This window comes from Rathayibacter sp. AY1C6, assembly GCF_002931535.1.
In the GTDB taxonomy this organism is placed as follows: Bacteria; Actinomycetota; Actinomycetes; order Actinomycetales; family Microbacteriaceae; genus Rathayibacter.
Map to the genome: position 1 here is coordinate 16,462 of NZ_PSWC01000001.1, position 25,269 is coordinate 41,730.

Sequence of the window (25,269 nt, forward strand, 5' to 3'; positions counted from 1 at the left end):
CTCCGCCCCGTGAGGAGGTGGGCGCAGCGGAACGCCGCGGCACGGACGGTCTCCCGTCTCCTGCCGCGGCGTCCGAGCGAGCCGGGTCAGAGCGGGATGTTGCCGTGCTTCTTCGCGGGCAGGTTGGCGCGCTTGGTGCGCAGCGCCCGCAGCGCCTTGATGACGGAGACACGCGTCGCCGAGGGCTCGATCACGCCGTCGAGCTCGCCGCGCTCGGCCGCGAGGAACGGGCTCGCGACGTTGTAGGTGTACTCGTTCGCCAGGCGCGTCCGGACGGCTGCGACGTCCTCGCCGGCCTCCTCCGCCTTGCGGATCTCGTTGCGGTAGAGGATGTTCACCGCGCCCTGGCCTCCCATGACGGCGATCTCGGCGGTGGGCCACGCGAGGTTGATGTCGGCTCCCAGCTGCTTGGACCCCATCACGATGTACGCGCCGCCGTAGGCCTTGCGCAGGATGACCGTGACCAGCGGCACGGTCGCCTCGGCGTAGGCGTAGAGCAGCTTCGCGCCGCGGCGGATGACGCCGGTCCACTCCTGGTCGGTGCCGGGCAGGTAGCCCGGGACGTCGACCAGGGTCAGGATCGGCAGCGAGAACGCGTCGCAGAAGCGGACGAAGCGGGACGCCTTCTCGCCCGCCTCGATGTTCAGCGTGCCCGCCATGGCGCTCGGCTGGTTCGCGATGATGCCGACGGAGCGGCCCTCGACGCGGCCGAAGCCGATCACGATGTTCGGCGCGAACAGCGGCTGCACCTCGAGGAAGTCGCCCTCGTCGACGATGTGCTCGATGACGGCGCGCATGTCGTACGGCTGGTTCGGGCTGTCCGGGATGACCGTGTCGAGGAAGCGGTCCGCGTCGGTCGTCTCGAGGTCGACCTCGGTCTCGAAGACGGGGACCGGCGACAGGTTGTTGTCCGGGAGGAAGGAGAGGAGCGTTCGCGCGTAGTCGAGCGCGTCGTTCTCGTCGCTCGCGAGGTAGTGCGAGACGCCCGAGATCTTGTTGTGGGTCAGCGCACCGCCGAGCTCCTCCATGCCGACGTCCTCGCCGGTGACGGTCTTGATCACGTCGGGCCCGGTGACGAACATCTGGCTGGTCTTGTCGACCATGATCACGAAGTCGGTCAGGGCGGGGGAGTAGACCGCGCCTCCCGCGGCCGGGCCGCAGATGATCGAGATCTGGGGGATCACGCCGCTCGCCGCGGTGTTGCGGCGGAAGATCTCGCCGTACTTGCCGAGGGCGACCACGCCCTCCTGGATCCGTGCTCCGCCGGAGTCGAGGATGCCGATGATCGGGACGCCGGTCTTCAGGGCGAGGTCCATCACCTTGATGATCTTCTCGCCGGCCACCTCGCCGAGCGAGCCGCCGAAGATCGTGAAGTCCTGCGAGTACACGGCGACCTGGCGGCCGTGGATGGTGCCGGTCCCGGTGACGACGGCGTCGCCGTAGGGGCGCTTCTTCTCCATGCCGAAGGCGTGGGTGCGGTGGCGCACGAACTCGTCCAGCTCGACGAACGAGCCCGGGTCGAGGAGGGTGTCGATCCGCTCCCGTGCGGTCATCTTGCCCTTGGCGTGCTGCTTCTCGATCGCCGCCTCGCCACTGGCCGTGACGGCCTCGTGGTAGCGGTTCCTGAGGTCCGCGATCTTCCCCGCGGTCGTGTACAGATCGGGCGCGGGACGTTCGGTGTTCGCGGTCACCCGCTCACCCTACCGGCGGGGCGGACGCCTCCTCTTGTCGCACTCGCACAGGGAGGGCCGCTCCCGACGGGAGGATCCGGACAAGGGCGGGCCGTCGCGCGCGGCGCTCGGAGCGGCCTCGCGGGAGCCGCCGCTACCGTGGCGGCATGCTCCTCCCGCTCTCCTCCGCCGTCTCCCCCCGCGTCCTCGCGCTCGAGTCGGCGGGGTCGACGAACGACGAGCTCCGCGAGCGGGCGGCCGCCGACCCCGCCGCGTGGCCGCACCTCTCCGTCGTCGCCACCGGCGACCAGCGAGCCGGGCGCGGCCGGCTGGGGCGCGTCTGGCAGGCGCCCGCGGGCCGCACGCTCGCGGCCTCGACTCTGGTCGACGCCTCCGCCCTCGGCGCCGAGGCCTCCGGCTGGCTGCCGCTCGTGGCCGGCGCCGCTCTCGCCCGGGCCCTCGCACCCCTCGTCGACGGGGACGTCGCCGTCAAGTGGCCCAACGACGTCCTGATCGACGGCCGGAAGGTCGCGGGGATCCTCGCCGAGCGCCTGCCGGACGGGCGGGTCGTCGTCGGCACCGGCGTGAACCTGCTGCTGACGGAGGCGGAGCTGCCGGTCCCGACCGCCACCTCGCTCGCCCTCGCCGGAGCACGGACGACGAGCGCCGACGAGGTGCTCGCCGCGTTCCTGACCGGATTCCAGGGGCTGTTGGCTCCGCTGCTCGCCCAGGGCGACGCCGAGGCCTCCGGAGCGGCCGCCGCCGTCCGCGCCTCCTGCGGCACCCTCGGCACGCGCGTCCGGCTCGAGCTGCCCGACGGCACGCAGGAGGAGGGGACCGCCGCCGCACTCGCCCCGGACGGCTCGCTCCTGCTCGAGCAGGGCGGCGCGCTGCGCTCGTTCCCGGCCGGCGACGTCACGCATCTGCGCTCCTGATGGCCAGGACCGACCCCGCCGACCGCGAGCTGGCGCGGCTGACCCCGCGCGCCCGCCGGGCGGTCGCACCTGTCGTCGGCCTCCTCCTGCTCACCTGGACGGGCTTCTACTTCGCCGCGCAGTTCGAGCTCGCCCTGCAGCGCTGGATCATCGGGCTCGGTACCGCACTTCTGGTGCTTCTCCTCTGCGCTCCCGGGATCGCGGGCTGGGCGAGCGTGCGCTACCGCGTGACCGCCTCCGGCCTCAGCGCGCGCCGGGGCGTGGCGTCGATCCGGCGGGCCGAGGTGGTCTTCGATCGGAGGATGGAGGTCGCGGTCGAGCGCTCCCTCGGCCAGCGCCTCGCCCGGTGCGGCGACGTCCGGATCCTGCAGGCGGAAGCCGAGGTGTTCGTGCTGCGGGACCTGCCGGATCCGGAGCTCACGGCCGACCTGCTGCGGGAGGCGATCGGCGCGGCTCCCGCTCTCGAGCAGGAGTGGCCGCCGCCCGCGTGAGCGCGTCGGGGCCTCGGTAGCATGGAGCCGCCCCGCGCCAGCGGGCGGAGACGGAGGAGCGCCATGCGCGTCGGCGTGATCGGGGGCGGCCAGCTCGCTCGGATGATGATCCCCGCGGCGGTGGAGCTCGGCATCGAGATCGCCGTGCTCGCCGAGAGCGAGGGCGCCCCGGCGGGGCTCGCCGCGACACGGGTCGGCGACCACCGCGACGAGGCGACCGTGCTCGCCTTCGCCGAGACCGTGGACGTGGTCACGTTCGACCACGAGCACGTTCCCCAGCCGATCCTCCGCGAGCTCGTCGCCCGCGGCGTCGCCGTGCACCCCGGGCCCGACGCCCTGCTGTTCGCGCAGGACAAGCTGATGATGCGGCGCCGCCTGACCGAGCTCGGCGTGCCCGTGCCCGAGTGGGCCGAGGTCTCCTCCGCCGAGGAGCTGGGGGAGTTCCTGGCCGAGCACGGCGGCAGCGCCGTGGTGAAGACCGCGCGCGGCGGCTACGACGGCAAGGGCGTTCGCGTGGTGCGCGGCGCCCACGAGGCGGACGACTGGTTCACCGCCCTCGCCGAGGACGGCCGGGGCGGCTCGCTCCTGGTCGAGGAGCTGGTGGGCTTCCGCCGCGAGCTCGCGCAGCTCGTCGCCCGGCGTCCCTCCGGCGAGAGCATCCTCTGGCCGGTGGTGGAGTCCGTGCAGCGCGACGGCGTCTGCGCCGAGGTGATCGCTCCGGCCCCCGCGTCCGCCGGCCGGCTCGCAGCCGCGGCGGCCGAGATCGCGCAGACGATCGCCGACAGCCTCGGGGTCACCGGCGTCCTGGCCGTCGAGCTGTTCGAGACGACGGACGACCGGATCCTGGTCAACGAGCTGGCCATGCGCCCGCACAACAGCGGCCACTGGACGATGGACGGATCGACCACGTCGCAGTTCGAGCAGCACCTGCGCGCGGTCCTCGACCTGCCGCTCGGCGCGACGGGCTGCCGGGATCCGTGGACCGTGATGGTCAACGTGCTCGGCGGCCCGGTGGGGGAGTCGCTGACCGACCGCTACCCGCGGGTGCTCGCCGATCACCCGGGCGTGAAGGTGCACAACTACGGCAAGGAGCCGCGACCGGGCCGCAAGGTCGGGCACGTGAACGCCACCGGCGACGACCTCGACCTCGTGGTCTACGAGGCTCGCGCGGCGGCGGCCGTTCTCACGGACTGACCCGTACGATGGTCGCCGTGACGAGCCTGCCGACCTCCCCGACCCCTGCCGGAGCCCTCTCGTGAGCGCGGACGCGCTCGTGAACGGGCCCGCGCCGCTCGTCGGCGTCGTGATGGGGTCGGACTCGGACTGGTCCGTCATGCAGGCGGCGTCCGCCGTCCTCGCCGAGTTCGGCGTGGCGCACGAGGTCCGCGTCGTCTCCGCGCACCGCACCCCGGAGGCGATGATCGCGTACGGCCGCGAGGCCCGCGGCCGCGGCCTGAAGGTCGTCATCGCCGGAGCGGGCGGAGCCGCCCACCTCCCCGGCATGCTCGCCGCCGTGACCTCGCTCCCCGTCGTCGGAGTGCCGGTCCCGCTCGCCCGACTCGACGGGCTCGACTCCCTCCTCTCGATCGTGCAGATGCCCGCGGGCGTCCCCGTCGCCACCGTCTCCATCGGCGGAGCGCGGAACGCCGGACTGCTCGCGGTGAAGATCCTCGCGACCGCGGACGACGCCCTCTCCGCAGCGCTCGACGCCTTCGCCGCCGACCTCGAGGTGCAGGTCGCCGCGAAGAACGACGCCCTGGTGGCGGGCCTGTGACGGCCGTCGCCCTGCCGCTGCGGCACCCGGACGTCGCCTCCCGCGCCTTCATGACGCGGCGGGCGTGGTGGCTGCTGATCGTCAACCTCCTGGTGCCCGGGTCCGCTCAGGTCCTGGCGGGCAACCGCCGGCTCGGGCGCCTGGGGCTCGGCTTCACCCTCGGGCTCTGGGTCGCCCTCCTGGTCGCGGTGCTCCTCTACTTCGTCTTCCCGACCGGCCTCTACACGCTCGCGACCTTCGACCTCTCGATGCTCGCGCTCCAGGCCGCGCTCGTCGTCTACGGGGTGGTCTGGGCCGTGCTGACGCTCGACACCCTCCGCCTGATCCGCGTCGTCCGGGTGCGCCCGCGGATGCGCGGCGTGCTCGCGTTCGCGACGATCGCGCTGATGGCGGTCTCGGTCGGCACCACCGCCTACGGCACCTACCTGCTCGGCGTGACCCGGGGGACGCTGTCGTCGATCTTCGGCGGCGGAGCGATCGAGCAGCCGATCGACGGCCGCTACAACGTGATGCTCCTCGGCGGCGACGCGGGGGAGGACCGCGACGGTCTGCGCCCCGACAGCATCTCGGTGGTCAGCATCGACGCGTCGAGCGGCAAGGCCTCGATCATCGGCGTCTCGCGCGAGTTCGTCGACTTCCCGTTCCCCGAGACCAGCCCGATGCACGAGCTCTATCCCGACGGCTACGACACCGACAACTGCGCCGTCGACGTCTGCAAGCTCAACTCGGTCTACACCGAGGTCGAGCTGAAGCACCCGGAGCTCTACCCCGACGCCGTCGACCACGGCAGCGAGCCCGGCATCGAGGCGATGCGCGACGCGGTCGAGGGCATCCTCGATCTGAGGATCCAGTACTACGCGCTGATCGACATGGAGGGCTTCGCCCAGCTGATCGACGCGCTCGGCGGCATCGACATCGACTACGTGGCCGACGAGCCGCTGCCCCTGGGCGGGCTGCCCGACTCCGACGGCGTGATGCAGGGCGTGAACCAGTGGATCGATCCCGGGCACTGGCACTTCAACGGCGAGCAGGCGCTCGCCTACGCCCGCTCGCGCTACACCACGAGCGACTACGACCGGATGGCGCGCCAGCGGCAGGTGCAGGAGGCGCTGCTCGCCCAGTTCGAGCCGGGCAACGTCCTCGCCAAGTTCCAGGACGTCGCGTCCGCCGGGTCCCAGGTCATCAAGACGGACGTCCCGCAGGGGATGCTCGGCTACTTCGTGCAGCTGGGGCTCAAGACGAAGTCGCAGCCGGTGGATCCGATCGAGCTGGTCCCGCCGGCCGTCGACCCGGAGGACCCGGACTACGACGTCGTGCACTCGCTGGTGAGTGCCGGACTGTCGGTCGACTCCGCGCCGTAGACGGCCGGGTGCCGCACGCCTCAGAGGTCGGCGTGCAGCGCCCAGACGCGCTCCGCGGAGTCGCGCCAGCTGAAGGCGCGGGAGCGGTCGCGGCCGGCCACCGACATCCGCTCGCGCAGACCGGTGTCGGCGAGCACGCTGCTCATCGCGAGGGCGAGGCGGTCCGGATAGTCCTTCGCGTCGCCGCGCTCGACGGCGACGCCGGCGTCCGCGGCGACCTCCATCAGCGCGGGGTCGTCGGAGTGCACCACCGGCACTCCGAAGTGCATCGCCTCGAGCACGGGCAGGCCGAAGCCCTCGGCGATGCTCGGGTAGACGAAGAGCGTGGCACGGGAGAGGACGACGGCGAGGTCGGCGTCGCTGAGGACTCCCAGGGCGCGCACACGCGTCTCGTCGAGGCCCTGCTCGTCGGCGACGGAGGCCACGTCCAGGTCGCCCCAGCCGGTCGGGCCGACCAGGAGCAGCGGGATCGCCGGGGCGGACGCTCCTCCGAAGGCCGTTATCAGCGAGACCAGGCCCTTGCGCGGCTCCAGCGTGCCGACGCTCAGCACGTACTCCGGGGGGAGGCCCAGCGCCGTGGCGCGCTCGTCGGCGTCCTCCGGGACGACCAGGCCGGAGCCGACGGCTCCGCCGATCACGCGCAGTCGATCGCCGAAGTCCATCAGCTGGGAGAGCTGGTGGGCGACGGCGTGGGTGGGGACGACGACGGCGTCCGCGTGCTTGCGGGCGCGCTTGGCCATCGCCCGGTGCCACTTCGCGCCGTGCGGGGTGAGGGTCTCGGGATGCGTCCACGGCACCGTGTCGTGGATCGTGACGGCGATCTGCTCGCCCTCGCTCCCGTCGTGGCTGCGCAGCGGTGCGAAGAGGCTCGGGGCGTGGATCATGCCGCCGCCGGCCGGGATGGCGATCCCGTACTGCCAGGCGCGCGAGAGCTCGCGACGCCCGAGCGGCAGCCGGTGGATGCGCGCGAGGCCGGGCAGGCGCAGGCGCAGCTCCTCCTCCTTCTCGGGCGGGTGGGCGGAGACGACGGCCTCCACCTCGCAGTCGCGGGGAGCCGTCGCGATCAGCTCGCGGGTGAGCTCCTCGGTGTAGCGGCCGATGCCGCCGGGCACGCGGGCGAGCATCTGGTCGACGACGACGCGGAGAGTGGTGGTCACGGGGTCACCGCCTCGAGGGGTGCGGCGGCGAGCGCGTCCTGCCAGGAGCGCAGCGGCGGCAGGCCCGCCCGGCTCCAGCCGTCGTGGCCGAGGACCGAGTAGGCCGGACGCGGAGCGGGGCGGACGAACGAGCCGCTGTCGGTCGGGCGCAGGCGCTCGGGATCCAGGCCCGCCTTGGCGAAGACGGCACGGGCGAAGCCGAGCCAGGTCGTCTCGCCGGAGCTGGTGCCGTGGTAGATGCCGGCCGGGGCCTCCGCGTCGACCAGCTCAATGAGGCGCGCGGCGAGGTCGGCGGTCCAGGTGGGCTGGCCGTGCTGGTCGTCGACCACGGTCAGCGTCTCGTGCGCGCCCGCCAGTCGCACCATCGTCTTCGCGAAGTTGCCGCCGTGCTCGCCGTAGAGCCAGGCCGTGCGGACGACGTAGCCGCGCTCCGGGTTGGCCTCGAGCACCAGGCGCTCGCCCTCGGCCTTCGTGCGGCCGTAGGCCGAGATCGGGTTCCGGGGGTGGTTCTCGGAGTAGGGGGTCGTCGCGGAGCCGTCGAAGACGTAGTCGGTGGAGACCTGCACGAGTGCGGCTCCCGTCTCGGCGGTGGCGAGGGCGAGGTTGCGAGCTCCGACGGCGTTGACGCGGTGCGCCTCCTCCTCGTCGGTCTCGGCGTCGTCGACGCGGGTGTACGCGGCGCAGTTCACCACGGCGTCGTGTCCCGCGACGGCGGCGCGCACGGCGTCGAGGTCGGTCACGTCGAGGTCGGAGCGGCCGAGGGCGGTGTTGGGGCGGGAGCCGAGGGCCGCGCGCAGGTCGGTGCCGAGCATGCCGGAGGCGCCCGTGATGAGGAAGGTCACCTCCTCATCATGCCCGAGCGGTCCGTCGGCCGACGGTCGGCGCTCCGGCACGCCGCCGGGTGGCGCAGAGAGGCGTCGCGGGCCCGTGACACGCCGTCGTTACACTGGCGACCGTGCAGATCCGAGAGCTCGACATCCCCGACGTCTACGAAGTGACTCCGCGCCAGTTCCCCGACGATCGCGGGGTCTTCTACGAGTTCTACCGCTTCGACCGCCTGGCCGAGAAGGTCGGGCACCCGCTCTCGCTGCGGCAGGGCAACACCTCCGTCTCGCGGCGCGGCACCGTCCGCGGCATCCACTTCGCGCAGATCCCGCCGTCGCAGGCCAAGTACGTCTCGTGCTTCTCCGGCGCGGTCCTCGACTACGTGATCGACGTGCGCGTCGGGTCCCCGACCTTCGGGCGCTGGGAGTCGATCCTGCTCGACGACGTCGACCGCCGCTCCGTCTACATCGCCGAGGGGGTCGCGCACGCCTTCGTGGCGCTGACCGAAGGCGCCGTGGTCTCGTACCTCGTGAACGCCACCTTCGACCCTGTGCGGGAGAAGGGGATCGACCCGCTCGACGAGCAGATCGGCCTGCGCTTCCCGGAGGAGGCCGGCGAGCTGCTCCTCTCGCCGAAGGACACCGACGCACCGACGCTGGCCGAGGCCGAGGCGCAGGGCCTGCTGCCGACCTGGGACGAGGCGCGGGCCTTCTACACGGAGCTCGACTCCGCGTCCTGACCGCCGATCCGGCGGACGGGCCGCCCGGCGCCGGCCAGGCGGCCCGCCCGACCGGACCGGATCAGCTCTTCGAGCGCAGGCGCATCAGCGCGACCCGGGCGCCCAGCCCGGCGCGCACCGCCGCACGGATCGGCGCCTGGTACCAGGCCCCGTACTTCTGCGCGAGGTAGAGGTAGGCGCTGCGGTGGTGGACCGCGAGCATCCGCGCCGAGGCCAGGCGGGTGGAGTGCCCGCCGAGGTGGGAGACGACCGCGTCGGCGAGGTAGACGTTGGTCCACCCGCGCTGTCCGAGCGAGTCGCCCAGCTGGACGTCCTCGAAGTACATGAAGTAGCGGTCGTCGAACCCGCCGATCTCCTCGAAGGCCGTGCGGCGCACCATCACGCAGGCGCCGGAGAGCCAGCCCGCCTCCATCCGGCCGTGGCGGAGGGTCTCGGCCGCGCGCGAGCGCCGGTAGGTCGCCGACCACGGGTTGCCGGGCCAGACGTGGGCGAAGACGGCGTGCCCGACGCCCGTGCCGAGCGAGGGCAGAGCGCGGGCGGAGGGGTAGATCGTGCCGTCGGAGTCGAGGATCCGCGGCCCGATCGAGCCGATCCGGTCGTCCGCCGTCGCGGCGGCGTAGAGGGCGTCGATCGAGCCGGGGAGGAAGACCGTGTCCGGGTTGGTCACCAGGATCCACTCGACCTCGGGCCCGAGGCGGTCGACCGCGTAGTTGACGGCCCGGCCGTAGCCGAGGTTCTGCCCGGTCTCGTGGAACTCGACCTGCGGCAGGCGCTCGACGACGCTGCGGACGGAGTCGTCCGTGGTCAGGTTGTCGACCACCACGATGCGCACGTCGTGCTCCGTCGCCTCCGGCACGGACTCGAGGCACGCGCGGAGGACCTCACCCGAGAAGTGGGTGACGACGACGACCGCGATGGGCAACGTCGAGCGGGCGATGGGAGCCTCCGGGTGGTGCGGCGTCGACGGGAGGAGTGCCCCGTCGGAAGAACTCGACGAGGCTAGCACGCGGCTCGAGCGGGGCCCGGGAGCCTGCGGCCCTCAGCGGACGATGTCGACGGGCTCGGTGCTGACGGCCACGGCGGCGGGGGAGACCGTCTCGATCGCGGGCAGCGCATCGTGCGCCGGACGGCGGAAGACGACGAACTTGTACATGCAGAAGTTCCACACCAGTCCCACGAGGACGGCGACGGCCTTGGCGATGTTGATCGCGAGGAAGGCGTTCTCGCCGGAGCTGGGGAGGAAGAGCAGCGAGTTGCCGAAGCGGGTGTCGAAGAAGACCTCGAAGCCGTAGATGATCGCCGACTGCAGGACCAGCGAGCTGAACCCGGTGACGAGGAAGAACTTCGCGAACGTGGCGACCGAGACCCTGCCCGGGTGGCGGAAGACGAAGAAGTGGTTCAGCGCGTACGAGATCGTGATGCCGACCAGGACGGAGAAGACGTTGGCGACGAGGGTCGGCAGACCGAGCAGGAGCACGAGCGTGTTGAGGATGAGGAAGTCGATCGCCGTGTTGGTGCAGCCCGCGATGAGGAAGCGGACCTTCTGCGATTCGAGGAGTCTCTTCATCTGCGGCGCTCTTTCCCGTCCCCCTCTGGCGTCGATGCCCGACCGTCGGGCTCCGACGGGCGTCCATCGGGGCAGGCGAACAAGGGGTGAACCGCCGTGCACTGTCGTCCATCGTAACCGCGGACCCCTGCCGGGCGGTCGAACAGCCGGTGCCATGTTCCTGAGAGAGTGCGCGGACGGGGCGGCGGGCCGCGGGCGCGCTCGGAGGCTCGCGAGCACCGCCTCGTTATACTCGCAGGGCTCTCACCGGTCAGCCGGTGCACCGGAAGAACGGATCCTCCCCGCCTCATGCGCTCCCTCGCCGTCGTCGTCCCCACCTACAACGAAGTCGCGAACATCGCGACGGCGCTGCCGCGGGTCGCGCTCGCGGCGTCCCGCAACCCCGACTTCCACGTGACCGTCGCCGTCATCGACGACAGCTCCCCCGACGGCACCGCGGACCGCGCGCGCGAGCTCGCGGCCGAGCTCGGGTCCGACACCTTCGAGGTCCTCGTGCTCTCGCGCGAGAAGAAGGAGGGGCTCGGCGCGGCGTACATCTGGGCCTTCCAGCACCTCCTCGCGGCCGAGCGCCGCTACGACTACCTGCTGCAGATGGACGCCGACCTCTCGCACGACCCGGACTACATCGACGCCTTCCTCCGCGAGGTTCGCGCGGGCGCCGACTTCGTGGTCGCCTCCCGCTACATCGCGGGCGGGGGCACTCCCGACTGGACGCTCGACCGCAAGCTGCTGAGCGGTGGCGGCAACCTCTACACGCGCCTCTTCCTCGGCTCGAAGATCACCGACTGGACCGGCGGCTTCAACCTCTTCAGCGCGGACCTCCTGCGCACCCTCCACCTCGAGACGATCCGCGCAGCCGGCTACGGCTTCCAGATCGTGCTCAAGTACCGGGCGCTGCGCCGGGCCCGCGGAGTGAAGGAGATCCCGATCGTCTTCCTCGACCGCACGGTCGGCAACTCCAAGATCCCGAGCGACACCCTCCTGAAGAACCTCCTGCTCGTCCTGGCCATCCGGTTCGGCGGGAAGCACCGGTGACGGCGGGTCCGACGGGATCCCCTCGGACCCGGAGGGCCCTCCTCGAGCTCGCCGCCCTCGCCGTCGTCGTCAGCGGGACCCTGCTCGTGCTCGGATTCATGGTCGGCACGCCGTGGCGGCCGCTGCTCTTCCGCGACGGCGACTCGCTGGCGCTGCCGCTGATCCTGCAGTCCTTCGCCGAGGGCCGCCCGGCGGCGTGGGTGATGACGAGCCAGCTCTTCCTCTTCCCCGAGCTCCCCGTCTTCGGCGTCGCGTGGCTGCTGACCGGTGGCGATCCCGCGGCGGCGCTCGCGGTCAACGCCGTGCTCAACGTCGTCCTCCTCTACGGCGTGCTCCGGATACTCGCGCGACGGCTCGTCGCGGACCGGCACCGCCGGCTGCGGCCCGCGGCCGCGCTCGCCGGCATCGCCGTGCTGCTGGTGCTGTGCCTGACGGAGGGCCGCGCGCTCAACAACGAGGGGGCCCTGGCGACCACCTTCCTCCTCACGACCTACTACTACGGCGCGGTGCTCACAGGCCTCGCCGGGCTCGCCGTCGCTCTGGGCGCACTGCGCGAGCGCCGTCCGGCCGCGCGTCCGCTGCTCCTGGTCGGGGCGGCCGTCGCCGCGACGACCCTCTCCGATCCGCTCCTCCTGGTGCAGTTCGTCGGCCCCCTGCTGGTGGTCCTCGTCGTGCTGCTGGTGCTCGCTCTCGCTGCTCCCCGAGCGGTCCTGATCGTCGCGGGCACGGTCCTCGGGGCCGCCGCGCTCGGAGCCGCGCTGCGGGTCCCGCTCGGCTTCCTGATCGGGACCGACGCCGGCGGGTACCTCCGGCTGCCGCTCGCCGGGACGGCACTGGACGACCTGATCGTGCAGTTCCTGGTGCTGAAGGCGCCGCTGATCGGCAAGCTCGAGGTGGCGCTGCTGGGTCTGCTGCTGCTGGCGGCCCTCGCCGTCGTCGTGGCCGGTGCCGCCCGACTGGCGCGGGGAGCCGCCCTCGACGAGGCGGCCCGTGCGCGCTTCGCGGTGTGCGCGTTCCTGCCGGCGCAGACGGCGGTGCTCCTGGTGGTGCAGGTCTTCACCGGCAGCTCGGTCAGCCGCTACCTGATGCCGATCCCGGTGACCGCGACCGTGGTCGTGATCGCCCTGATCGGCGCCGCGGCGGCGCACCGGCGTGCTGCGGGCGCGCGGCTGGCGCCGGTCGTCCGCGTCGTCGCTCCGCTGGCCGCCGCAGGCCTCGTCGTCGCCGCCGTGCCGGCCACGACGGCGGTCGCCTCCGCGGCGGCCGAGGCGCGATCGGACCCGGACGCCGACTGCCTGGAGCGCTGGATCGACGGCCGCGAGCTCGCGGGCGTCGGCTCGTTCTGGTCCACGCGGCCGCTGGACCTCTACGGGCCGGCCTCGCTGCACGTCCAGCAGGTCAACTTCGACTTCACGGTGCAGCTGTGGATGAACAACCTGAGCGACTACCGCGACCGGCAGTACAGCTTCGTCCTGGCCGACCGCTCGCCCGACTGGGCGGGGCTCGCGCGCGGGACGCTCGGCGCTCCCTCCGATATCGTCGCCTGCGGGGGGTTCGACATCTACGACTACGCGGGCACCGACGGCGAGACCGAGCTGAACCGGATCGTCCAGACCAGCGTGGAGGAGCAGCGCCGTGAGCGCGGCTACTGACGTGCGCGGCCCGCGGACGGCGAGTCGGCGGCGCCGGACGCTCGTCGAGCTCGGATGGGCCCTCGTCGCCGCCCTCGTCTCGGTCGTCGCCGCCGTGCTCGCGCTCGGGATCGGGCCGCAGGACCTGACGGCCCGCTGGACCGTGGGCGGCGACGACCAGATCCTGCACTACACGCTCTTCACCAGCGCCACGCAGGCGTTCCCGTTCGACGGCAACGCGGCGCTCGGCTTCCCCGACGGGTTCAACGCCTTCTTCAGCGCGCAGTTCGACGTCGCCTCCGCCCTCGCCGTCTCGGTCCTGGCCCTCGTGGTGCGCGACGGGACGACGCTCCTGAACGTCTTCTACCTGGGCACGTTCGCGACGGTCGCCGTCACCGGCTACGTGTTCTTCCGCGCCCTCCGCACGCGGCCCTGGGTCGCGGCGTTCTCCGCGGTCCTGCTGTCGCTGCTGCCGTACCACTTCCTCCGGATCGGATTCGGCCACGCGTTCCTCGCCAACTACTGGGCGATCCCGCTCCTGGGCGTGATGGTGCTGATGGTCGCCGGACCGCGCACCGATCCTCTCCGAGCCTGGTCCGAGCGGGGCGCGACGCGGAGGAGCCGCGTACTGCGCTCCGTCGTCCCGGGAGTCGTGCTCGGGCTCCTGGTGGCGAGCACGGGCGGCTACTACTACGTCTTCGCGGTCCTGGTCCTCGGAGCGACCTGGGCGGTGAGCACGGCCGCCGGGCTCCTCTCCCGCGAGCGGCTGCGCGTGCTCGCGGTCTCGTCGGTGCCGATCCTCGCGCTCGGCGTGTTCGTCGGGCTCTCGCTGCTGCTGCTCTCGCTCGACTTCGGGGAGCGCTACAGCCCGTACTTCACGTCGCGGACCGTGGGGGAGTCGGAGGCCTACGCCGGCAAGCTCGTGCTGCTGGGCCTGCCCTGGTCGGGGACCGGGCTGCCGCAGGGGTACGGCCTGCTGAACACCTACGCGGGCCAGTCCGGCGTGGCGCCGACGACGGAGCCGCCCGGATTCTCGATGCTCGCCAGCGTCGCGCTCCTGATCACGCTCGTGGCGCTTCCGATCACCGCGCTCGGCGGCGGACGGGCGCTCCGTGCGACCGCGGTCGGCCGGTTCTTCTCGGACGCCCGCGTGCGCGTCCTCGCCGTGGCGACGCTGGCCGCGCTCCTCTTCTACACGGTGACGGGCCTGGGCGTCGTGGTCTCGCTGGTGGCGGGGCCGACGATCCGCGCGTGGGCGCGGATGTCGATCGTCATCGCGGTCCTCGTCCTCGGCGTGCTCGCGCTTCTGCTCGATCGGGTCACGGCCCGTGGCGGTGTCCGGATCCTCGTGGCGGCGCTCCTCGCCGCCGTCGCCGTGGTCGATCAGCTGGCCGGAGTATCGGCCGCGGTGCCGATCGCTCCCACCGACGACGCCGAGATGCGCTCGTTCGTGTCGGAGGCCGACGCGCAGCTGGACGACGGCTGCGGTGTGGTGGAGCTCCCCCTGAAGAGCTTCCCCGACAGCGGGCGGATCGGAGCGCTCTCCGACTACGACGAGGCGCTGCCCTACCTCGCGACCGAGGAGGGACGCCTCCGCTGGAGCTACGGGGCGGTGGAGGGCACCTACGGCTGGGACGTCTGGGGCGACGTCGACGACCCCGCGGAGTTCGCCGACGCCGTGGCGGGCAGCGGCGCCTGCGCCGTCTACGTGGACACCGCCGGCTACACCGACGACCCCGACGGCTGGCGGGCCTACGTCGAGGCGGCGACGGGGGACGTCGAGCCCGAGGTCGCCTCCGCCTCCGGGCGCTGGCTGCTGTTCACGACCCGGCGCTGATCAGCGCTCGTCGAAGGCCAGCTCGAGCAGGCGCCGGGCGGTGCGGTCCCACCCCGGGATGGGCTCCGGTGCGAGTCGCCGGGGACGGCGCAGCGCCTCTCCGATCGCGGCCGACCACCCGGTGCGGTCCGCCGGGTCGATGAAGACGGCGGCGGACTCCCGCCCGGCGAGCGCGTCGCGGAGGCCGGGGATGTCTGCCGCGAGCACCGGAGTGCCGCAGGCGACGGCCTCGAGGGCGGGCAGGCCGAAGCCCTCGTGCCAGGAGGGCATGGCGACGGCGTCGGCGCCCGTGAGCAGGGCCGGCAGATCCTCGTCGGCGACGTAGGAGGAGGCGAAGCGCACGTCGGCTCCTGCGGCGACCGCGCGGGCGACGGCGGAGTGGACGTCCTCGTTGTCCCAGCCGTCCCCGCCGACCAGGAGCAGGGTGTGGTTCTCCGGCCGCTCGGCCTGCCGGTACGCGTTCACCAGGGTGACGAGGTTCTTGCGGCGCTCGATCGATCCGACGAAGAGCAGGTAGGACCCGAGCCCGTGCTCCGCGCGGACCCGCGCCACCTCCTCCTCGCCGCGGGCATGGAAGAGGTCGGCGTCGATCGTGGTCGGCAGCACGCGGACGCGCGCCGGATCGACGCCCAGAGCGCTCTCGACCTCGGCCGCGGAGGACGGGGTGCCGGTCAGGACCAGGTCGCTGCGCCGGATCCACCCGGGCACGGACCGCGACAGCAGCTCTCGGCGCTCGCGCGGAACGAGCTCGGGCATCACAGCGAAGCAGACGTCGTGCACGAAGGTGATCGAGCGGGAGCGGGCGAGCGGCCAGCTCCGGAAGTTCGGGAAGAAGTAGGCGCCGCGGCCGAGCAGGAGGTCGATCCCCGGCGCGGGCACTCGGGTCAGTGCGCTCCACACCGGCCGGGGCAGCGGCACCGGTCGGACGCGCAGCGTACGGAAGCCGAAGCGCCCGAGCGAGCCCGCCTCGCTCGCCGGGACGACGAGGAGCACCTCGACGTCTGCGGCGGTCGCGTCGGTGTCCAGCGCGTGCAGCAGGCCGAGCAGGACGCGGCCGACCCCGGTCAGGCGCGGCGCCGCGAGGGCGGTCGCGTCGACCAGGAGGCGGCGGCGCCGCGCGGTCACGGCCTGCTGAGGCGGACGGTGGAGTCGATGTCGACGACGCCGTCGTGCACGGAGGCCCGCTCGACCGTGAAGGTCGCGGCGACCGGGATCCGCATGGTCTCGCCCTGCGAGAAGGTGGCCGAGGAGGCGTGCACGGCGTAGTTGCCGGCGCCGAGGTGCAGGTCGGGGAGGGTGAAGGTGACCGTCATCTCACCGTCGACCGCGCTCAGCGGCGTGCCGATGCGCTCGGTGTTCGTCCCGAAGACGCGCTGGCCGAGGGGCGTGTCGATGCCCATGCCGATGTTCCAGTCGTCGACCGGGCGGCTGGTGCGCACCGTGACGTCGAACTCGAGGGTCTCGCCGCTGCGGACGACCGTGCCGCCGTGCTCGATCGATCCGCCGCGCAGTCGGCAGCCCAGGATCTCGATGAGCTGGGGGGCGGGCTCGTCCGCGGCCTCGGCGGCCTCGGCCTCGCGCTCCTGGCGGGCGGCCCGACGGTCCTCGAAGCTCTCGCGGAGGACCTGGAGCCCCTCCGAGGTCTCGCCGTCGAAGACGACGGTGCCCTTCTCGAGGACGATGGTGCGGTCGCAGAGCTCGCCGACCTGCTCGAGCGAGTGGGTGACCAGCACGATGGTCTTCCCCGCGCGCTGGAAGGCGCGGATGCGGTCCATGCACTTGCGCTGGAACGGCTCGTCGCCGACGGCGAGCACCTCGTCGACCAGCAGCAGGTCGGGATCGGTGTGGATCGCGATAGCGAAGGCGAGCCGCACGTACATGCCCGACGAGTAGAACTTGACCTGGGTGTCGATGAACTCGGCGATCTCGGAGAAGTCGACGATCGAGTCGAACTTGCTGTCCAGCTCGCTGCGCGAGAGTCCGAGGATCGCGCCGTTGAGGTAGACGTTCTCGCGCCCGGTGAGGTCGGGGTGGAAGCCCGCTCCGAGCTCGAGGAGCGCGGCGAGGCGTCCGCGGCGCTCCACGGTGCCGGTCGTCGGCTGCACGATGCCGCCGATGAGCTTGAGGAGCGTGCTCTTGCCCGATCCGTTCGCGCCGATGAGGCCGACGGTCGAGCCCAGGGGGATCTCGAGGTCGACGTCGCGGAGTGCCCAGAACTCGTCGCGGTGCTTGCGCCCGCGGCCGAAGTTGACGATCCGCTCCTTGAACGACTTGTCCTTGCGGATGACGAAGCGCTTGGAGGCGTTGCGCACCCGGACGACGGTCGGGGTGCCGGAGGAGGCGGGCACGGACTCCTGCTTGCTGGTGAGGGTCACGATCAGATCTCCTGGGCGAAGTTGCCCTCGAGGCGGCGGAAGATCCGGTGGCCGATCCACACGAACACCAGCCCGACGACGAGGACGATGAGAAGGCGCAGCTCCATGTCCGGCGGCCACACCTGGGGGGCGATCTCGTTGCCGTCGATGATGCTGACGCGCGAGCCGTCTCCCCAGATCGCGCGCTGGAAGGCGAGGATCGCGTTAGAGATCGGGTTGATGAGGTAGAGCTGCTCGGCCCAGCCGTGGCCCGCTCCGGTGGAGGCGGCGACGACGAAGTTCCACGCGTAGACGATGGGGGAGAGCCAGAAGAAGATCTGCAGCCCGACCTCGACGAGGAACTGGACGTCGCGGAGGTAGACGTTGAGGGCCGAGAGGGCCAGGGCCAGCGCGAGGCCGTACACGAGCACGATCGCCAGCGCGGGCACGATGTAGAGGAGCTGGACGCCGAAGATCAGCGAGCCCGTGAGGACGGCTCCCGCGATCAGGACGACGAACTGCACACCGAAGTTGAAGAGGGCCGAGCCGATGGCCGCCACCGGGAAGATCTCCCGCGGCAGGTACACCTTCTTGATCAGTCCGCCGTTGCCGAGGATCGACGTGGTGCCCGCGGTCACGATCTCGCTGAACAGGCCCCAGAGGGTGAGCCCCGAGAAGACGAAGATCGCGAAGTTCGGGACGCCGCGAGAGGCCCCGAGGATCTGGCCGATCGCCACGTAGTAGATGAGGAGCATGATCAGCGGCCGGACGAGGCTCCAGACGAAGCCCAGGCTGCTGTCCTTGTAGCGCGACTTCAGCTCGCGCCCCACGAGCAGGCGGAGCAGCTCGCGGTGCCGCAGGATCTCGGCGAGGGAGGCGACGAAGCCGCCCGAGCCGCCGCCGACGGCCGACGTGGTGCCGGCGATCTGGAACGGCTCGTCGGCGATCGCGCGCGCGCGATCCACAGCTTTGCTGGGCATGGAACTCCAAGCTCTCGGCCTCCGCCGGGCGACGGACCGCATCATTATACGTGCGGCCCACCCTGGAGCCCCCTGGCTGGCGTGCCGGTGCGCGGCGCATGGCGGGTAGTCTTGCTCCCGCTCGCCGACTGAACGACACGAACGAGGTGTTCGCCATGCCCACGCAGCCATCCGACGTCCCCCTGGACCCGGCGCCGCAGAGCGCTGGGGACCCCGCCCCCGTCCTCGGCGGCACGGGCGAGGACGCTCCTCCCGCTCCCGACCCGAGCCTCGAGTCGGCCGTCGGCGACGCCGCTCCCGCCGCCGTCCCGGCCGAGCCCGCCCGCACGTCCGGGGCTCCCATCGAGCCCCGTCTCGCCGAGCCCGAGTCCCCGGACGAGGAGCTCGCCCGCCTGCGCGCGCAGGTCGACTCCCTCCTCAACGACCCCTTCGACGAGTGGGTCGAGCGGATCCAGGTGGGCGGAGTGACCGCCTCCGGCTTCGAACGCACCCTCTCCTGGCGGGTGACGAAGCCGCTCCGCCTGGTGCGCACCTTCCAGATCCGCGTCGAGCAGCTCGGGCTGTCGGGCGCCGTCGGCCACAGCGCGCGCTTCGTGAAGCGCCGCCTGTCCGGTCGGGCGCGATGAGCGACCGGTCGCAGGTCTCGGCCGCCGGCGCGGCCGCCGCGCGCGCCCACCGCACGGAGGCGATGCTGCAACGCCTGGAGCAGATCGGCGCGCTCCTCTTCGACGAGGAGCGCCGCGCCTCGCTGCGCACCCGCGGGCCCGGCCCGTACCTCGACGAGGTGGCCCGCGAGATCCGCTCGCGCCAGGACGACGAGCTGACCTGGGTCGCGCTGGTGTCGTTCACGGCCGCGTACCCGACGAGCGAGCTGTTCGACTGGTTCCGCCGCGCCCTCGAGCTCGCCCCCGAGGAGGCGGCGCTGCGCATCTTCCTCGAGGCGGGCTCCCGCACCGCGACCGGGTTCGCCGATCTGGACGCCCGTGTCGAGGTCGTCACCGGGGCCGTCCTGATCGACGTCGACTTCCCCGCCCGCCACGGTCACAACACCGGCGTCCAGCGGGTCGTGCGCCAGACCGTGTCCCGCTGGGATGCCGAGCACGAGATCGTCCCGGTCGCCTGGGTCCACGGATCGATGTCCTTCCGGCGCCTGAGCGCGATCGAGCACGAGCGCGTCGTCGACTGGTCCTCCGCCGGGCGGCGCGACTGGGAGCATGGCGATCCGGAGCGCATCGAGTTCGTCGTGCCCTACCGCAGCGTCGTCGTCATCCCCTCGGTGCCCGACTACAACCAGTGCGGGCCGCTCGCGGCCCTCGCCGAGTACTCCGGCAACGAGGTCGTCGTCCTCGGCCACGACGCCATCCCCGTCGTCAGCGCCGACACGGTGCCGCCGGAGGAGACGGTGCGCTTCGTCAACTTCCTCTCCGTGGTCAAGCACGCCGAGCGCGTCGCCACGGTGAGCGCCGCGGCCGCGCTGGAGTTCGAGGGCTTCGTGCGAGCGCTCCCCGCTCAGGGCCTCACCGGCCCGACCGTCGTCCCGGTCCCGCTGCCCGTGGAGCTCCCGGACGGCCTGCGCTCCGAGGGCCGGAGCGCGTCCGGCCTGCCGCTCGTGCTCTGCGTCGGCAGCCAGGAGCCCCGCAAGAACCATCTCGCGGTGCTGCACGCCGCCGAGGTCCTCTGGCGCGAGGGCCTGCGGTTCCGCGTCCGCTTCATCGGCGGGGCCAACCCGTGGGCGCACCAGGTCTTCGATCCCCGCGTGCGCGAGCTGGTCGCCGCCGGGCGCCCGGTCGAGGTGCTCCGCGGAGCCGACGACGACGTCCTGATCGCGAGCTACCGGGAGGCGCTGTTCCTGGCGTTCCCGTCGCTGCACGAGGGGTACGGCCTGCCGGTCGCCGAGGCGCTGTCGATCGGGCTGCCCGTGCTGACCTCGCGCTACGGCAGCACGGCGCAGATCGCCGAGCACGGCGGATGCGTCCTGATCGACCCGGAGTCCGACGAGGAGATCACCGACGGCATGCGCCGCCTGCTGACGTCGCCGGAGCTCGTCGACGAGCTCCGCCTCGAGGCGGCAGAGCGGCCCGAGCGCACCTGGGACGACTACGCCCGGGAGCTGTGGGCCGCCCTGATCGGCCCCTCGGCCCTCATCGAGCACGAGGAGGCGCCCCGTGCGCTCTAAGCAGTACCTGGTCGACCGTCTCGCCACCCTGGTGCGCACCCTGGCCCCCACTGTGGAGCCGCTGGGCAGCGTCGACGCCCTTACCGGACAGCTGAGCGTTCTGCTGCCCGCCCCCACCGACCGCGAGGTCTGGCTGGTGCTCGCCGTCCTCCGCGGCACGCTCCCGCGCCGGGAGGACGTCGTCGACGGCCGCCGCCGGGCCCGGCTGGACGGCACCGCCGGTCTGCTCACCCACGCCGCGTCCACTATCGCCTCGAACCGGGTCTTCGCCCGCTTCCACCACCCCGAGGTCGAGGTGGTCGTCGGCGCGGTCGTCGTCGACGTGCACCACACCGCGCGCACGGGGCTGGCCACGGGCATCCAGCGCGTGGTGCGCCAGAGCCTCGTCCGTTGGACGCGCGACCACGAGATCCTGCTCGCCGGCTGGGACTCGACCCACGAGTCGCTCGTCATGCTCACCCCGGAGCAGAGCCGGAACGCCGTCTCGGGCGACGTGCCCGACGCCGCCGAGGACCGCTCCCGCGTGATCGTCCCGTGGCAGGGCACCTACCTCCTGCCCGAGCTCGCCGTGGAGGACGAGCGGACGTCGCGCGTCTCCGCCCTCGCCGAGTTCAGCGGCAACCGCACGGGCACCATCGGCTTCGACTGCGTGCCGGTCACCACCGCCGAGACGGCGAGCACGGGCATCAGCGCCGCGTTCTCGCGCACGCTCGTCGCTGTGTCGCACATGGACCGCATCGCGACCATCTCCGAGGCGGCCGCGACCGAGTACTCCGGCTGGCGCCACATGCTCGGCAGCGTCGGGATGCAGGGGCCGGACATCCGCCCGATCCTGCTGCCCTCGCAGCCGGAGAGCGTCTCGGACGAGGAGCTGGCCACCGCCGCGCGCTCGCTGGTGACCGGTGACCTCCCGCTCGTCGTCTGCGTCGGCAGCCACGAGCCGCGGAAGAACCACCTGGCGGTGCTCCAGGCCGCCGAGCTGCTCTGGCGCCGGGGCGTTCGCTTCAGCCTGGTCTTCATCGGCGGCAACGCCTGGAGCAGCGCCGAGTTCGAGTACCGACTCGAGGTCCTCGAGGGCCAGGGCCGTCCGGTCCGCTCGCTCTCCAAGATCACCGACGCGCTGCTCTGGAGCGCCTACCGCCTGGCCCGGTGCACCGTGTTCCCCTCGATCAACGAGGGCTACGGTCTCCCGATCGTGGAGTCGATCTCGGTCGGCACCCCGGTCGTGACCTCCGGATTCGGCAGCATGCACGAGGTCTCCGCCTCGGGCGGCGCGCTGTTCGTCGATCCGCACGACGACCACGACATCGCCGCGGCCCTCGAGCGGCTGCTGACCGACGACGAGCTGCACGCGCGGCTCTCGGCGGAGGCGCTCGCGATCGACGGCGGCACCTGGGACGAGTACGCCGCCCGCGTCTGGTCTTACCTCGTCGAGGGAGACGGCGTCGACGAGCGGGCCCGGGCCGAGCAGTCGGACGCGACCGCCTAGGCGTCCTCGACCCACCGCGTGCAGAAGGCCCCCGCTCCAGGAGCGGGGGCCTTCTGCACGCGGTGGGCGCGGCTCAGTCGGAGCGGCGCGCCAGCTCGAGGTCGTTCTCGACCATGCGGGCGACGATCTCCTCGAAGCCGACGGTCGGCGCCCAGCCGAGCACTTCGCGGGCCCGGGAGGCGTCCCCGCGCATCTCGGGGGCGTCCACGGGGCGCGCGAACCGCGGGTCGATCGTGACCCGCTGCTCCCAGTCGTCGATGCCGGCCGCGGTGAAGGCGGCACGGACGAAGTCGCGGACCGAGTGCGCGACTCCGGTCGCCACGACGTAGTCGCTCGCCTCCTCGGCGCGCGAGGCGCGCACGAGGGCGTCCACGTAGTCGGGAGCCCAGCCCCAGTCGCGGCGCGCGTCGAGATTGCCGAGCGAGAGCTCCGACTCGGCGCCCGTCGCGATCGCCGCGACTCCGGCGGTGATCTTGCGGGTGACGAAGCCGAGCGGCCGACGCGGCGACTCGTGGTTGTAGAGGATGCCGGACGAGGCGTGGAGCCCTCGGCCGCGGTAGACCGCGACGAGGTGGTGCGCGAACGCCTTCGCGGCTCCGTAAGGCGAGACCGGGCGGATCGGGGTCCGCTCGGTCTGCGGGTTCTCGGTCGCGGCCCCGAAGATCTCGGAGGAGGAGGCCTGGACGAAGCGGACCTCCCGGCCCGCCGACTCCTGGAGCGCCAGCGAGGCCTCCAGGAGCGCGGCGACCGCGGTGCCGGTCACCTCGGCCGTGAGCACGGGCTCCTTCCACGAGAGCGCGACGGAGGAGAGGCCGGCGAGGTGGAAGACCGTGTCCGGCTGCGCCTCCGCGACGATACGGCCGAGGCCGGAGGCGTCGCGGAGATCGCCCTCGAAGGCGCGGACGGCGGCGGGAAGAGCGGCGTCGTCGGTCCCGCGCACGAGCGCGGAGACCTCCCAGCCGTCGGCGAGCAGGCGCTCGACGAGGTAGCCCCCGTCCTGACCGCTCGCTCCGGTGACGAGAGCGGCAGGCATGACTACTTGATCAGCGCGGACTGCTCGGCGAGGTCGTTCTCGACCATCATCGCCACGAGCTCGGGGAACGAGACCTTCGGCTCCCAGCCGAGGACGTCGCGCGCCTTCGCCGGGTCGCCGATCAGCAGGTCCACCTCGGCGGGACGCATGAACGCGGGGTTCTGGGTCACGTACGGGGTCCAGTCCTCGATGCCGACGTGGTTGAAGGCGATGTCGAGGTACTCGCGGATCTCGTGGGTCTCGCCGGTCGCGACCACGTAGTCGTCGCCCTCGGGCTGCTGCAGCATGCGCCACATCGCGTCGACGTAGTCGCCGGCGAAGCCCCAGTCGCGCTTCGCGTCGAGGTTGCCGAGCTCCAGCGTCTCCTGGAGGCCGAGCTTGATGCGGGCGACCGCGAGGCTGATCTTGCGGGTGACGAACTCCGGGCCGCGGCGGGGCGACTCGTGGTTGAAGAGGATGCCGGAGGAGGCGTGCATGCCGTACGACTCGCGGTAGTTGATGGTCATGTAGTGGCCGAAGACCTTGGCCACTCCGTAGGGCGAGCGCGGCCAGAGCAGCGTCTCCTCGCTCTGCGGGACCTGCTGGACCTTGCCGAACATCTCGGAGGAGGAGGCCTGGTAGAACTTCACGCGCGACATGTCGGAGCCGGCGTAGAGGCGGGTCGCCTCGAGGATGTTGAGCACGCCCTTGCCGGTCACATCGGTGGTGAGCGACGCGTTCTCCCACGAGTAGGCGACGAACGAGATCGCACCGAGGTTGTAGACCTCGTCGGGCTGGGCGGCGGCGAGCACGCGCACGAGGCTCGACACGTCGGTCAGGTCGCCGGTGAGCAGGGTCACCTCGGGCACGGTGCGGCGGACCAGCTCGTACTTGGGGTTGTTCTGCCCGCGGACGAGCCCGAAGACCTCGTAGCCCTTCGAGAGGAGGAGCTCGGCGAGGTAGAGGCCGTCCTGGCCGGTGATTCCGGTGATCAAAGCGCGGGGCACGTGGTGGTCCAATTCGTCGGGGTCGATGACAGCGGGACACATACTACCCACGGGCACGGCCGGGCGCCGGGAGCGATGCGGCCCGCCGGTATCCTGGCCGGGCTTCGGACCGATTGGACGCCATGCCGGAACTCCGCCCCGTCACGCTCGCCGTGCTCACCGTCGACCCGGGCGGGATGGGCGGCGGCGAGACCTACGCGCGCGCGCTCACGCGCCTCCTTGCGCCGCGGCCGGGGGAGGAGGGGCCCGCCGTGCAGGTGCTCGTCCCCGAGAACGCGCGCGGCTTCAGCGAGGGCGTGCCCGAGGTCGTGGCCGAGGGGGTCGTCAGCGGGGCGGGCCACCGCCGCCGGGCCGTGGGGATGCTCCAGGCGCTCCTGCGCACGCCGCAGCTGCGTCGGCGCCTCGGCCGGGACGCAGTGCTCTACTTCCCGTTCACGGTCCCGCTCCCGTGGCCGTCGCGGCGGCAGGGGCACGTGCAGATGCTGTTCGATCTGCAGCACCGCGACCTCCCGCACCTCTTCCCCCGCGTCGAGCGCGTCTTCCGCCGGCTCGCCTACGAGGCGACCGCTCGCCGCGCCGACGCGGTCATCACCATCAGCGCCTTCACCAAGGGGCGGATCGTCGAGCTGCTGGGCATCCAGGAGGAGAGGATCCACGTGTCGCATCTCGGCGTGGACACCCGGCGCTTCGTCGCGAATCTGGGCACACGCGAGGACTTCGTCTTCTACCCGGCGCGCGCCTGGCCGCACAAGAACCACGCCCGCCTGTTCGAGGCGGTGCGCCTGCTGCGGGAGGAGGGGCACGCCCTCCGCCTCGTGCTGACGGGAGGGGATCTGGACCGCCTCGGCCCGCTGCCGGACTTCGTCGAGTGGCGCGGCCACGTCACTCCGGAGGAGCTCGCCGACCTCTACCGCCGAGCCGCGGTGCTGGCGTTCCCGAGCCTCTACGAGGGCTTCGGCCTCCCGCCCATCGAGGCGATGGCGTCGGGATGCCCGGTCGCCGCGTCCGACGCGGGCTCGCTCCCGGAGATCTGCGGGGACGCCGCGGTCTACGTCGATCCGCTCGAGCCGCGCTCGATCGCGGACGGGATCCTCGAGGCGATCGAGCGGACCGGCGAGCTCGGCCCGCTCGGCGTCGAGCGCGCCCGGTCCTTCAGCTGGGAGCGCTGCCGGGAGGAGCACCTCGCCGTGCTCCGTCAGGTGGCGCGGCGGCGCGGGCGCTGAGGAGTC

General features: G+C 72.5%; 23 protein-coding genes. 13 read left to right on the forward strand and 10 right to left on the reverse strand.

Annotated features, from left to right (window positions below):
- Window positions 1-86 precede the first annotated feature (86 nt).
- Entirely contained in the window at window positions 87-1,691 is a 1,605-nt protein-coding gene (locus C5D36_RS00070; RefSeq protein ID WP_104223164.1) for an acyl-CoA carboxylase subunit beta, read from the reverse strand.
- 146 nt (window positions 1,692-1,837) lie between these two features.
- Between C5D36_RS00070 and C5D36_RS00075 the strand changes: the two genes are divergently transcribed.
- From C5D36_RS00075 to C5D36_RS00095, 5 genes are all read left to right on the forward strand, one after another.
- Window positions 1,838-2,605, forward strand: a complete 768-nt coding sequence (locus C5D36_RS00075; protein WP_104272570.1) for a biotin--[acetyl-CoA-carboxylase] ligase — start codon at window positions 1,838-1,840, stop codon at window positions 2,603-2,605.
- Window positions 2,605-3,096, forward strand: a complete 492-nt coding sequence (locus C5D36_RS00080; RefSeq protein ID WP_104294933.1) for a PH domain-containing protein — start codon at window positions 2,605-2,607, stop codon at window positions 3,094-3,096. Before C5D36_RS00075 ends, C5D36_RS00080 begins: the two co-directional genes overlap by 1 nt.
- A gap of 63 nt (window positions 3,097-3,159) precedes the next feature.
- The gene (locus tag C5D36_RS00085) at window positions 3,160-4,290 is read left to right on the forward strand and encodes a 5-(carboxyamino)imidazole ribonucleotide synthase (protein ID WP_104294934.1); all 1,131 of its coding nucleotides are present in this window, start codon (window positions 3,160-3,162) and stop codon (window positions 4,288-4,290) included.
- 112 nt (window positions 4,291-4,402) lie between these two features.
- Window positions 4,403-4,870 (forward strand): 5-(carboxyamino)imidazole ribonucleotide mutase, encoded by a 468-nt coding sequence (purE, locus tag C5D36_RS00090; protein ID WP_104249647.1) that lies wholly within the window; start codon window positions 4,403-4,405, stop codon window positions 4,868-4,870.
- Window positions 4,867-6,231, forward strand: a complete 1,365-nt coding sequence (locus C5D36_RS00095; protein ID WP_258062818.1) for an LCP family protein — start codon at window positions 4,867-4,869, stop codon at window positions 6,229-6,231. Before purE ends, C5D36_RS00095 begins: the two co-directional genes overlap by 4 nt.
- 20 nt (window positions 6,232-6,251) lie before the next feature.
- On the opposite strand, the gene C5D36_RS00100 is transcribed toward C5D36_RS00095, so the two are convergent.
- Together C5D36_RS00100 and rfbD are read right to left on the reverse strand one after the other, a co-directional pair.
- Complete coding sequence (locus C5D36_RS00100; protein WP_258062819.1) at window positions 6,252-7,388, reverse strand: glycosyltransferase family 1 protein; 1,137 nt, start codon at window positions 7,386-7,388, stop codon at window positions 6,252-6,254.
- Window positions 7,385-8,230 carry a dTDP-4-dehydrorhamnose reductase gene (gene rfbD, locus C5D36_RS00105; RefSeq protein WP_104294935.1) on the reverse strand — a complete coding sequence of 282 codons (846 nt, stop codon included), beginning with the start codon at window positions 8,228-8,230 and terminating at the stop codon, window positions 7,385-7,387. Before rfbD ends, C5D36_RS00100 begins: the two co-directional genes overlap by 4 nt.
- Before the next feature lie 113 nt (window positions 8,231-8,343).
- On the opposite strand from rfbD, the gene C5D36_RS00110 reads away from it, so the two are divergent.
- Entirely contained in the window at window positions 8,344-8,952 is a 609-nt protein-coding gene (locus C5D36_RS00110) for a dTDP-4-dehydrorhamnose 3,5-epimerase family protein (protein ID WP_104232821.1), read from the forward strand.
- 61 nt (window positions 8,953-9,013) lie between these two features.
- Here the strand turns inward: C5D36_RS00110 and C5D36_RS00115 are convergent, their stop codons facing one another.
- Both C5D36_RS00115 and C5D36_RS00120 read right to left on the reverse strand, forming a co-directional pair.
- Window positions 9,014-9,874, reverse strand: coding sequence for a glycosyltransferase family 2 protein (locus C5D36_RS00115; RefSeq protein ID WP_258062820.1), 861 nt, complete (start codon window positions 9,872-9,874; stop codon window positions 9,014-9,016).
- A gap of 117 nt (window positions 9,875-9,991) precedes the next feature.
- A complete protein-coding gene (locus C5D36_RS00120) occupies window positions 9,992-10,519 on the reverse strand; it encodes a GtrA family protein (protein ID WP_104223158.1) in 528 nt (175 codons plus the stop codon).
- Between the two features lie 288 nt (window positions 10,520-10,807).
- Here C5D36_RS00120 and C5D36_RS00125 point away from each other — a divergent pair, with 288 nt between their 5' ends.
- Genes C5D36_RS00125 through C5D36_RS00135 form a run of 3 tightly spaced genes read left to right on the forward strand, consistent with a single transcriptional unit; the run spans window position 10,808 to window position 15,022 of the window.
- Window positions 10,808-11,554 (forward strand): polyprenol monophosphomannose synthase, encoded by a 747-nt coding sequence (locus C5D36_RS00125; RefSeq protein ID WP_104223157.1) that lies wholly within the window; start codon window positions 10,808-10,810, stop codon window positions 11,552-11,554.
- Window positions 11,551-13,206, forward strand: a complete 1,656-nt coding sequence (locus C5D36_RS00130) for a hypothetical protein (protein WP_104232820.1) — start codon at window positions 11,551-11,553, stop codon at window positions 13,204-13,206. The genes C5D36_RS00125 and C5D36_RS00130 overlap by 4 nt, the downstream gene beginning before the upstream one ends.
- Window positions 13,190-15,022 (forward strand): hypothetical protein, encoded by a 1,833-nt coding sequence (locus C5D36_RS00135; protein ID WP_146083670.1) that lies wholly within the window; start codon window positions 13,190-13,192, stop codon window positions 15,020-15,022. Before C5D36_RS00130 ends, C5D36_RS00135 begins: the two co-directional genes overlap by 17 nt.
- Here C5D36_RS00135 and C5D36_RS00140 read toward each other — a convergent pair whose 3' ends face one another.
- The 3 genes from C5D36_RS00140 to C5D36_RS00150 are packed head-to-tail and all read right to left on the reverse strand — an operon-like array spanning window position 15,023 to window position 18,356.
- Window positions 15,023-16,147, reverse strand: a complete 1,125-nt coding sequence (locus C5D36_RS00140) for a glycosyltransferase family 1 protein (protein WP_104294937.1) — start codon at window positions 16,145-16,147, stop codon at window positions 15,023-15,025.
- Entirely contained in the window at window positions 16,144-17,397 is a 1,254-nt protein-coding gene (locus C5D36_RS00145; protein ID WP_244229465.1) for an ABC transporter ATP-binding protein, read from the reverse strand. The genes C5D36_RS00140 and C5D36_RS00145 overlap by 4 nt, the downstream gene beginning before the upstream one ends.
- 2 nt (window positions 17,398-17,399) lie before the next feature.
- On the reverse strand, window positions 17,400-18,356 hold the full coding sequence (locus C5D36_RS00150; RefSeq protein ID WP_104223153.1) for an ABC transporter permease: 957 nt from the start codon (window positions 18,354-18,356) through the stop codon (window positions 17,400-17,402).
- Between the two features lie 155 nt (window positions 18,357-18,511).
- Here C5D36_RS00150 and C5D36_RS00155 point away from each other — a divergent pair, with 155 nt between their 5' ends.
- Genes C5D36_RS00155 through C5D36_RS00165 form a run of 3 tightly spaced genes read left to right on the forward strand, consistent with a single transcriptional unit; the run spans window position 18,512 to window position 22,021 of the window.
- Window positions 18,512-18,982, forward strand: a complete 471-nt coding sequence (locus C5D36_RS00155; protein ID WP_104223152.1) for a hypothetical protein — start codon at window positions 18,512-18,514, stop codon at window positions 18,980-18,982.
- Window positions 18,979-20,532, forward strand: a complete 1,554-nt coding sequence (locus C5D36_RS00160; RefSeq protein WP_104232816.1) for a glycosyltransferase — start codon at window positions 18,979-18,981, stop codon at window positions 20,530-20,532. The genes C5D36_RS00155 and C5D36_RS00160 overlap by 4 nt, the downstream gene beginning before the upstream one ends.
- Complete coding sequence (locus C5D36_RS00165) at window positions 20,522-22,021, forward strand: glycosyltransferase family 1 protein (protein WP_104232815.1); 1,500 nt, start codon at window positions 20,522-20,524, stop codon at window positions 22,019-22,021. The genes C5D36_RS00160 and C5D36_RS00165 overlap by 11 nt, the downstream gene beginning before the upstream one ends.
- A 73-nt stretch (window positions 22,022-22,094) precedes the next feature.
- Here the strand turns inward: C5D36_RS00165 and C5D36_RS00170 are convergent, their stop codons facing one another.
- On the reverse strand, window positions 22,095-23,054 hold the full coding sequence (locus tag C5D36_RS00170; protein ID WP_104232814.1) for a GDP-mannose 4,6-dehydratase: 960 nt from the start codon (window positions 23,052-23,054) through the stop codon (window positions 22,095-22,097).
- Window positions 23,055-23,056: 2 nt separating this feature from the next.
- Window positions 23,057-24,040, reverse strand: a complete 984-nt coding sequence (locus C5D36_RS00175) for a GDP-mannose 4,6-dehydratase (RefSeq protein ID WP_104275317.1) — start codon at window positions 24,038-24,040, stop codon at window positions 23,057-23,059.
- A 122-nt stretch (window positions 24,041-24,162) separates the two neighbouring features.
- Here C5D36_RS00175 and C5D36_RS00180 point away from each other — a divergent pair, with 122 nt between their 5' ends.
- Window positions 24,163-25,263 carry a glycosyltransferase family 1 protein gene (locus tag C5D36_RS00180; RefSeq protein ID WP_104294938.1) on the forward strand — a complete coding sequence of 367 codons (1,101 nt, stop codon included), beginning with the start codon at window positions 24,163-24,165 and terminating at the stop codon, window positions 25,261-25,263.
- Window positions 25,264-25,269 lie beyond the last annotated feature (6 nt).

Bases quoted from the DNA above. Each gene is read 5' to 3' on its own strand.
- C5D36_RS00075 (WP_104272570.1), top strand. From the start codon at position 1,838: ATGCTCCTCCCGCTCTCCTCCGCCGTCTCCCCCCGCGTCCTCGCGCTC.
- C5D36_RS00080 (WP_104294933.1), top strand. From the start codon at position 2,605: ATGGCCAGGACCGACCCCGCCGACCGCGAGCTGGCGCGGCTGACCCCG.
- C5D36_RS00085 (WP_104294934.1), top strand. From the start codon at position 3,160: ATGCGCGTCGGCGTGATCGGGGGCGGCCAGCTCGCTCGGATGATGATC.
- purE (WP_104249647.1), top strand. From the start codon at position 4,403: ATGGGGTCGGACTCGGACTGGTCCGTCATGCAGGCGGCGTCCGCCGTC.
- C5D36_RS00120 (WP_104223158.1), bottom strand. From the start codon at position 10,519: ATGAAGAGACTCCTCGAATCGCAGAAGGTCCGCTTCCTCATCGCGGGC.
- C5D36_RS00125 (WP_104223157.1), top strand. From the start codon at position 10,808: ATGCGCTCCCTCGCCGTCGTCGTCCCCACCTACAACGAAGTCGCGAAC.
- C5D36_RS00150 (WP_104223153.1), bottom strand. From the start codon at position 18,356: ATGCCCAGCAAAGCTGTGGATCGCGCGCGCGCGATCGCCGACGAGCCG.
- C5D36_RS00155 (WP_104223152.1), top strand. From the start codon at position 18,512: ATGCCCACGCAGCCATCCGACGTCCCCCTGGACCCGGCGCCGCAGAGC.
- C5D36_RS00160 (WP_104232816.1), top strand. From the start codon at position 18,979: ATGAGCGACCGGTCGCAGGTCTCGGCCGCCGGCGCGGCCGCCGCGCGC.
- C5D36_RS00170 (WP_104232814.1), bottom strand. From the start codon at position 23,054: ATGCCTGCCGCTCTCGTCACCGGAGCGAGCGGTCAGGACGGGGGCTAC.
- C5D36_RS00180 (WP_104294938.1), top strand. From the start codon at position 24,163: ATGCCGGAACTCCGCCCCGTCACGCTCGCCGTGCTCACCGTCGACCCG.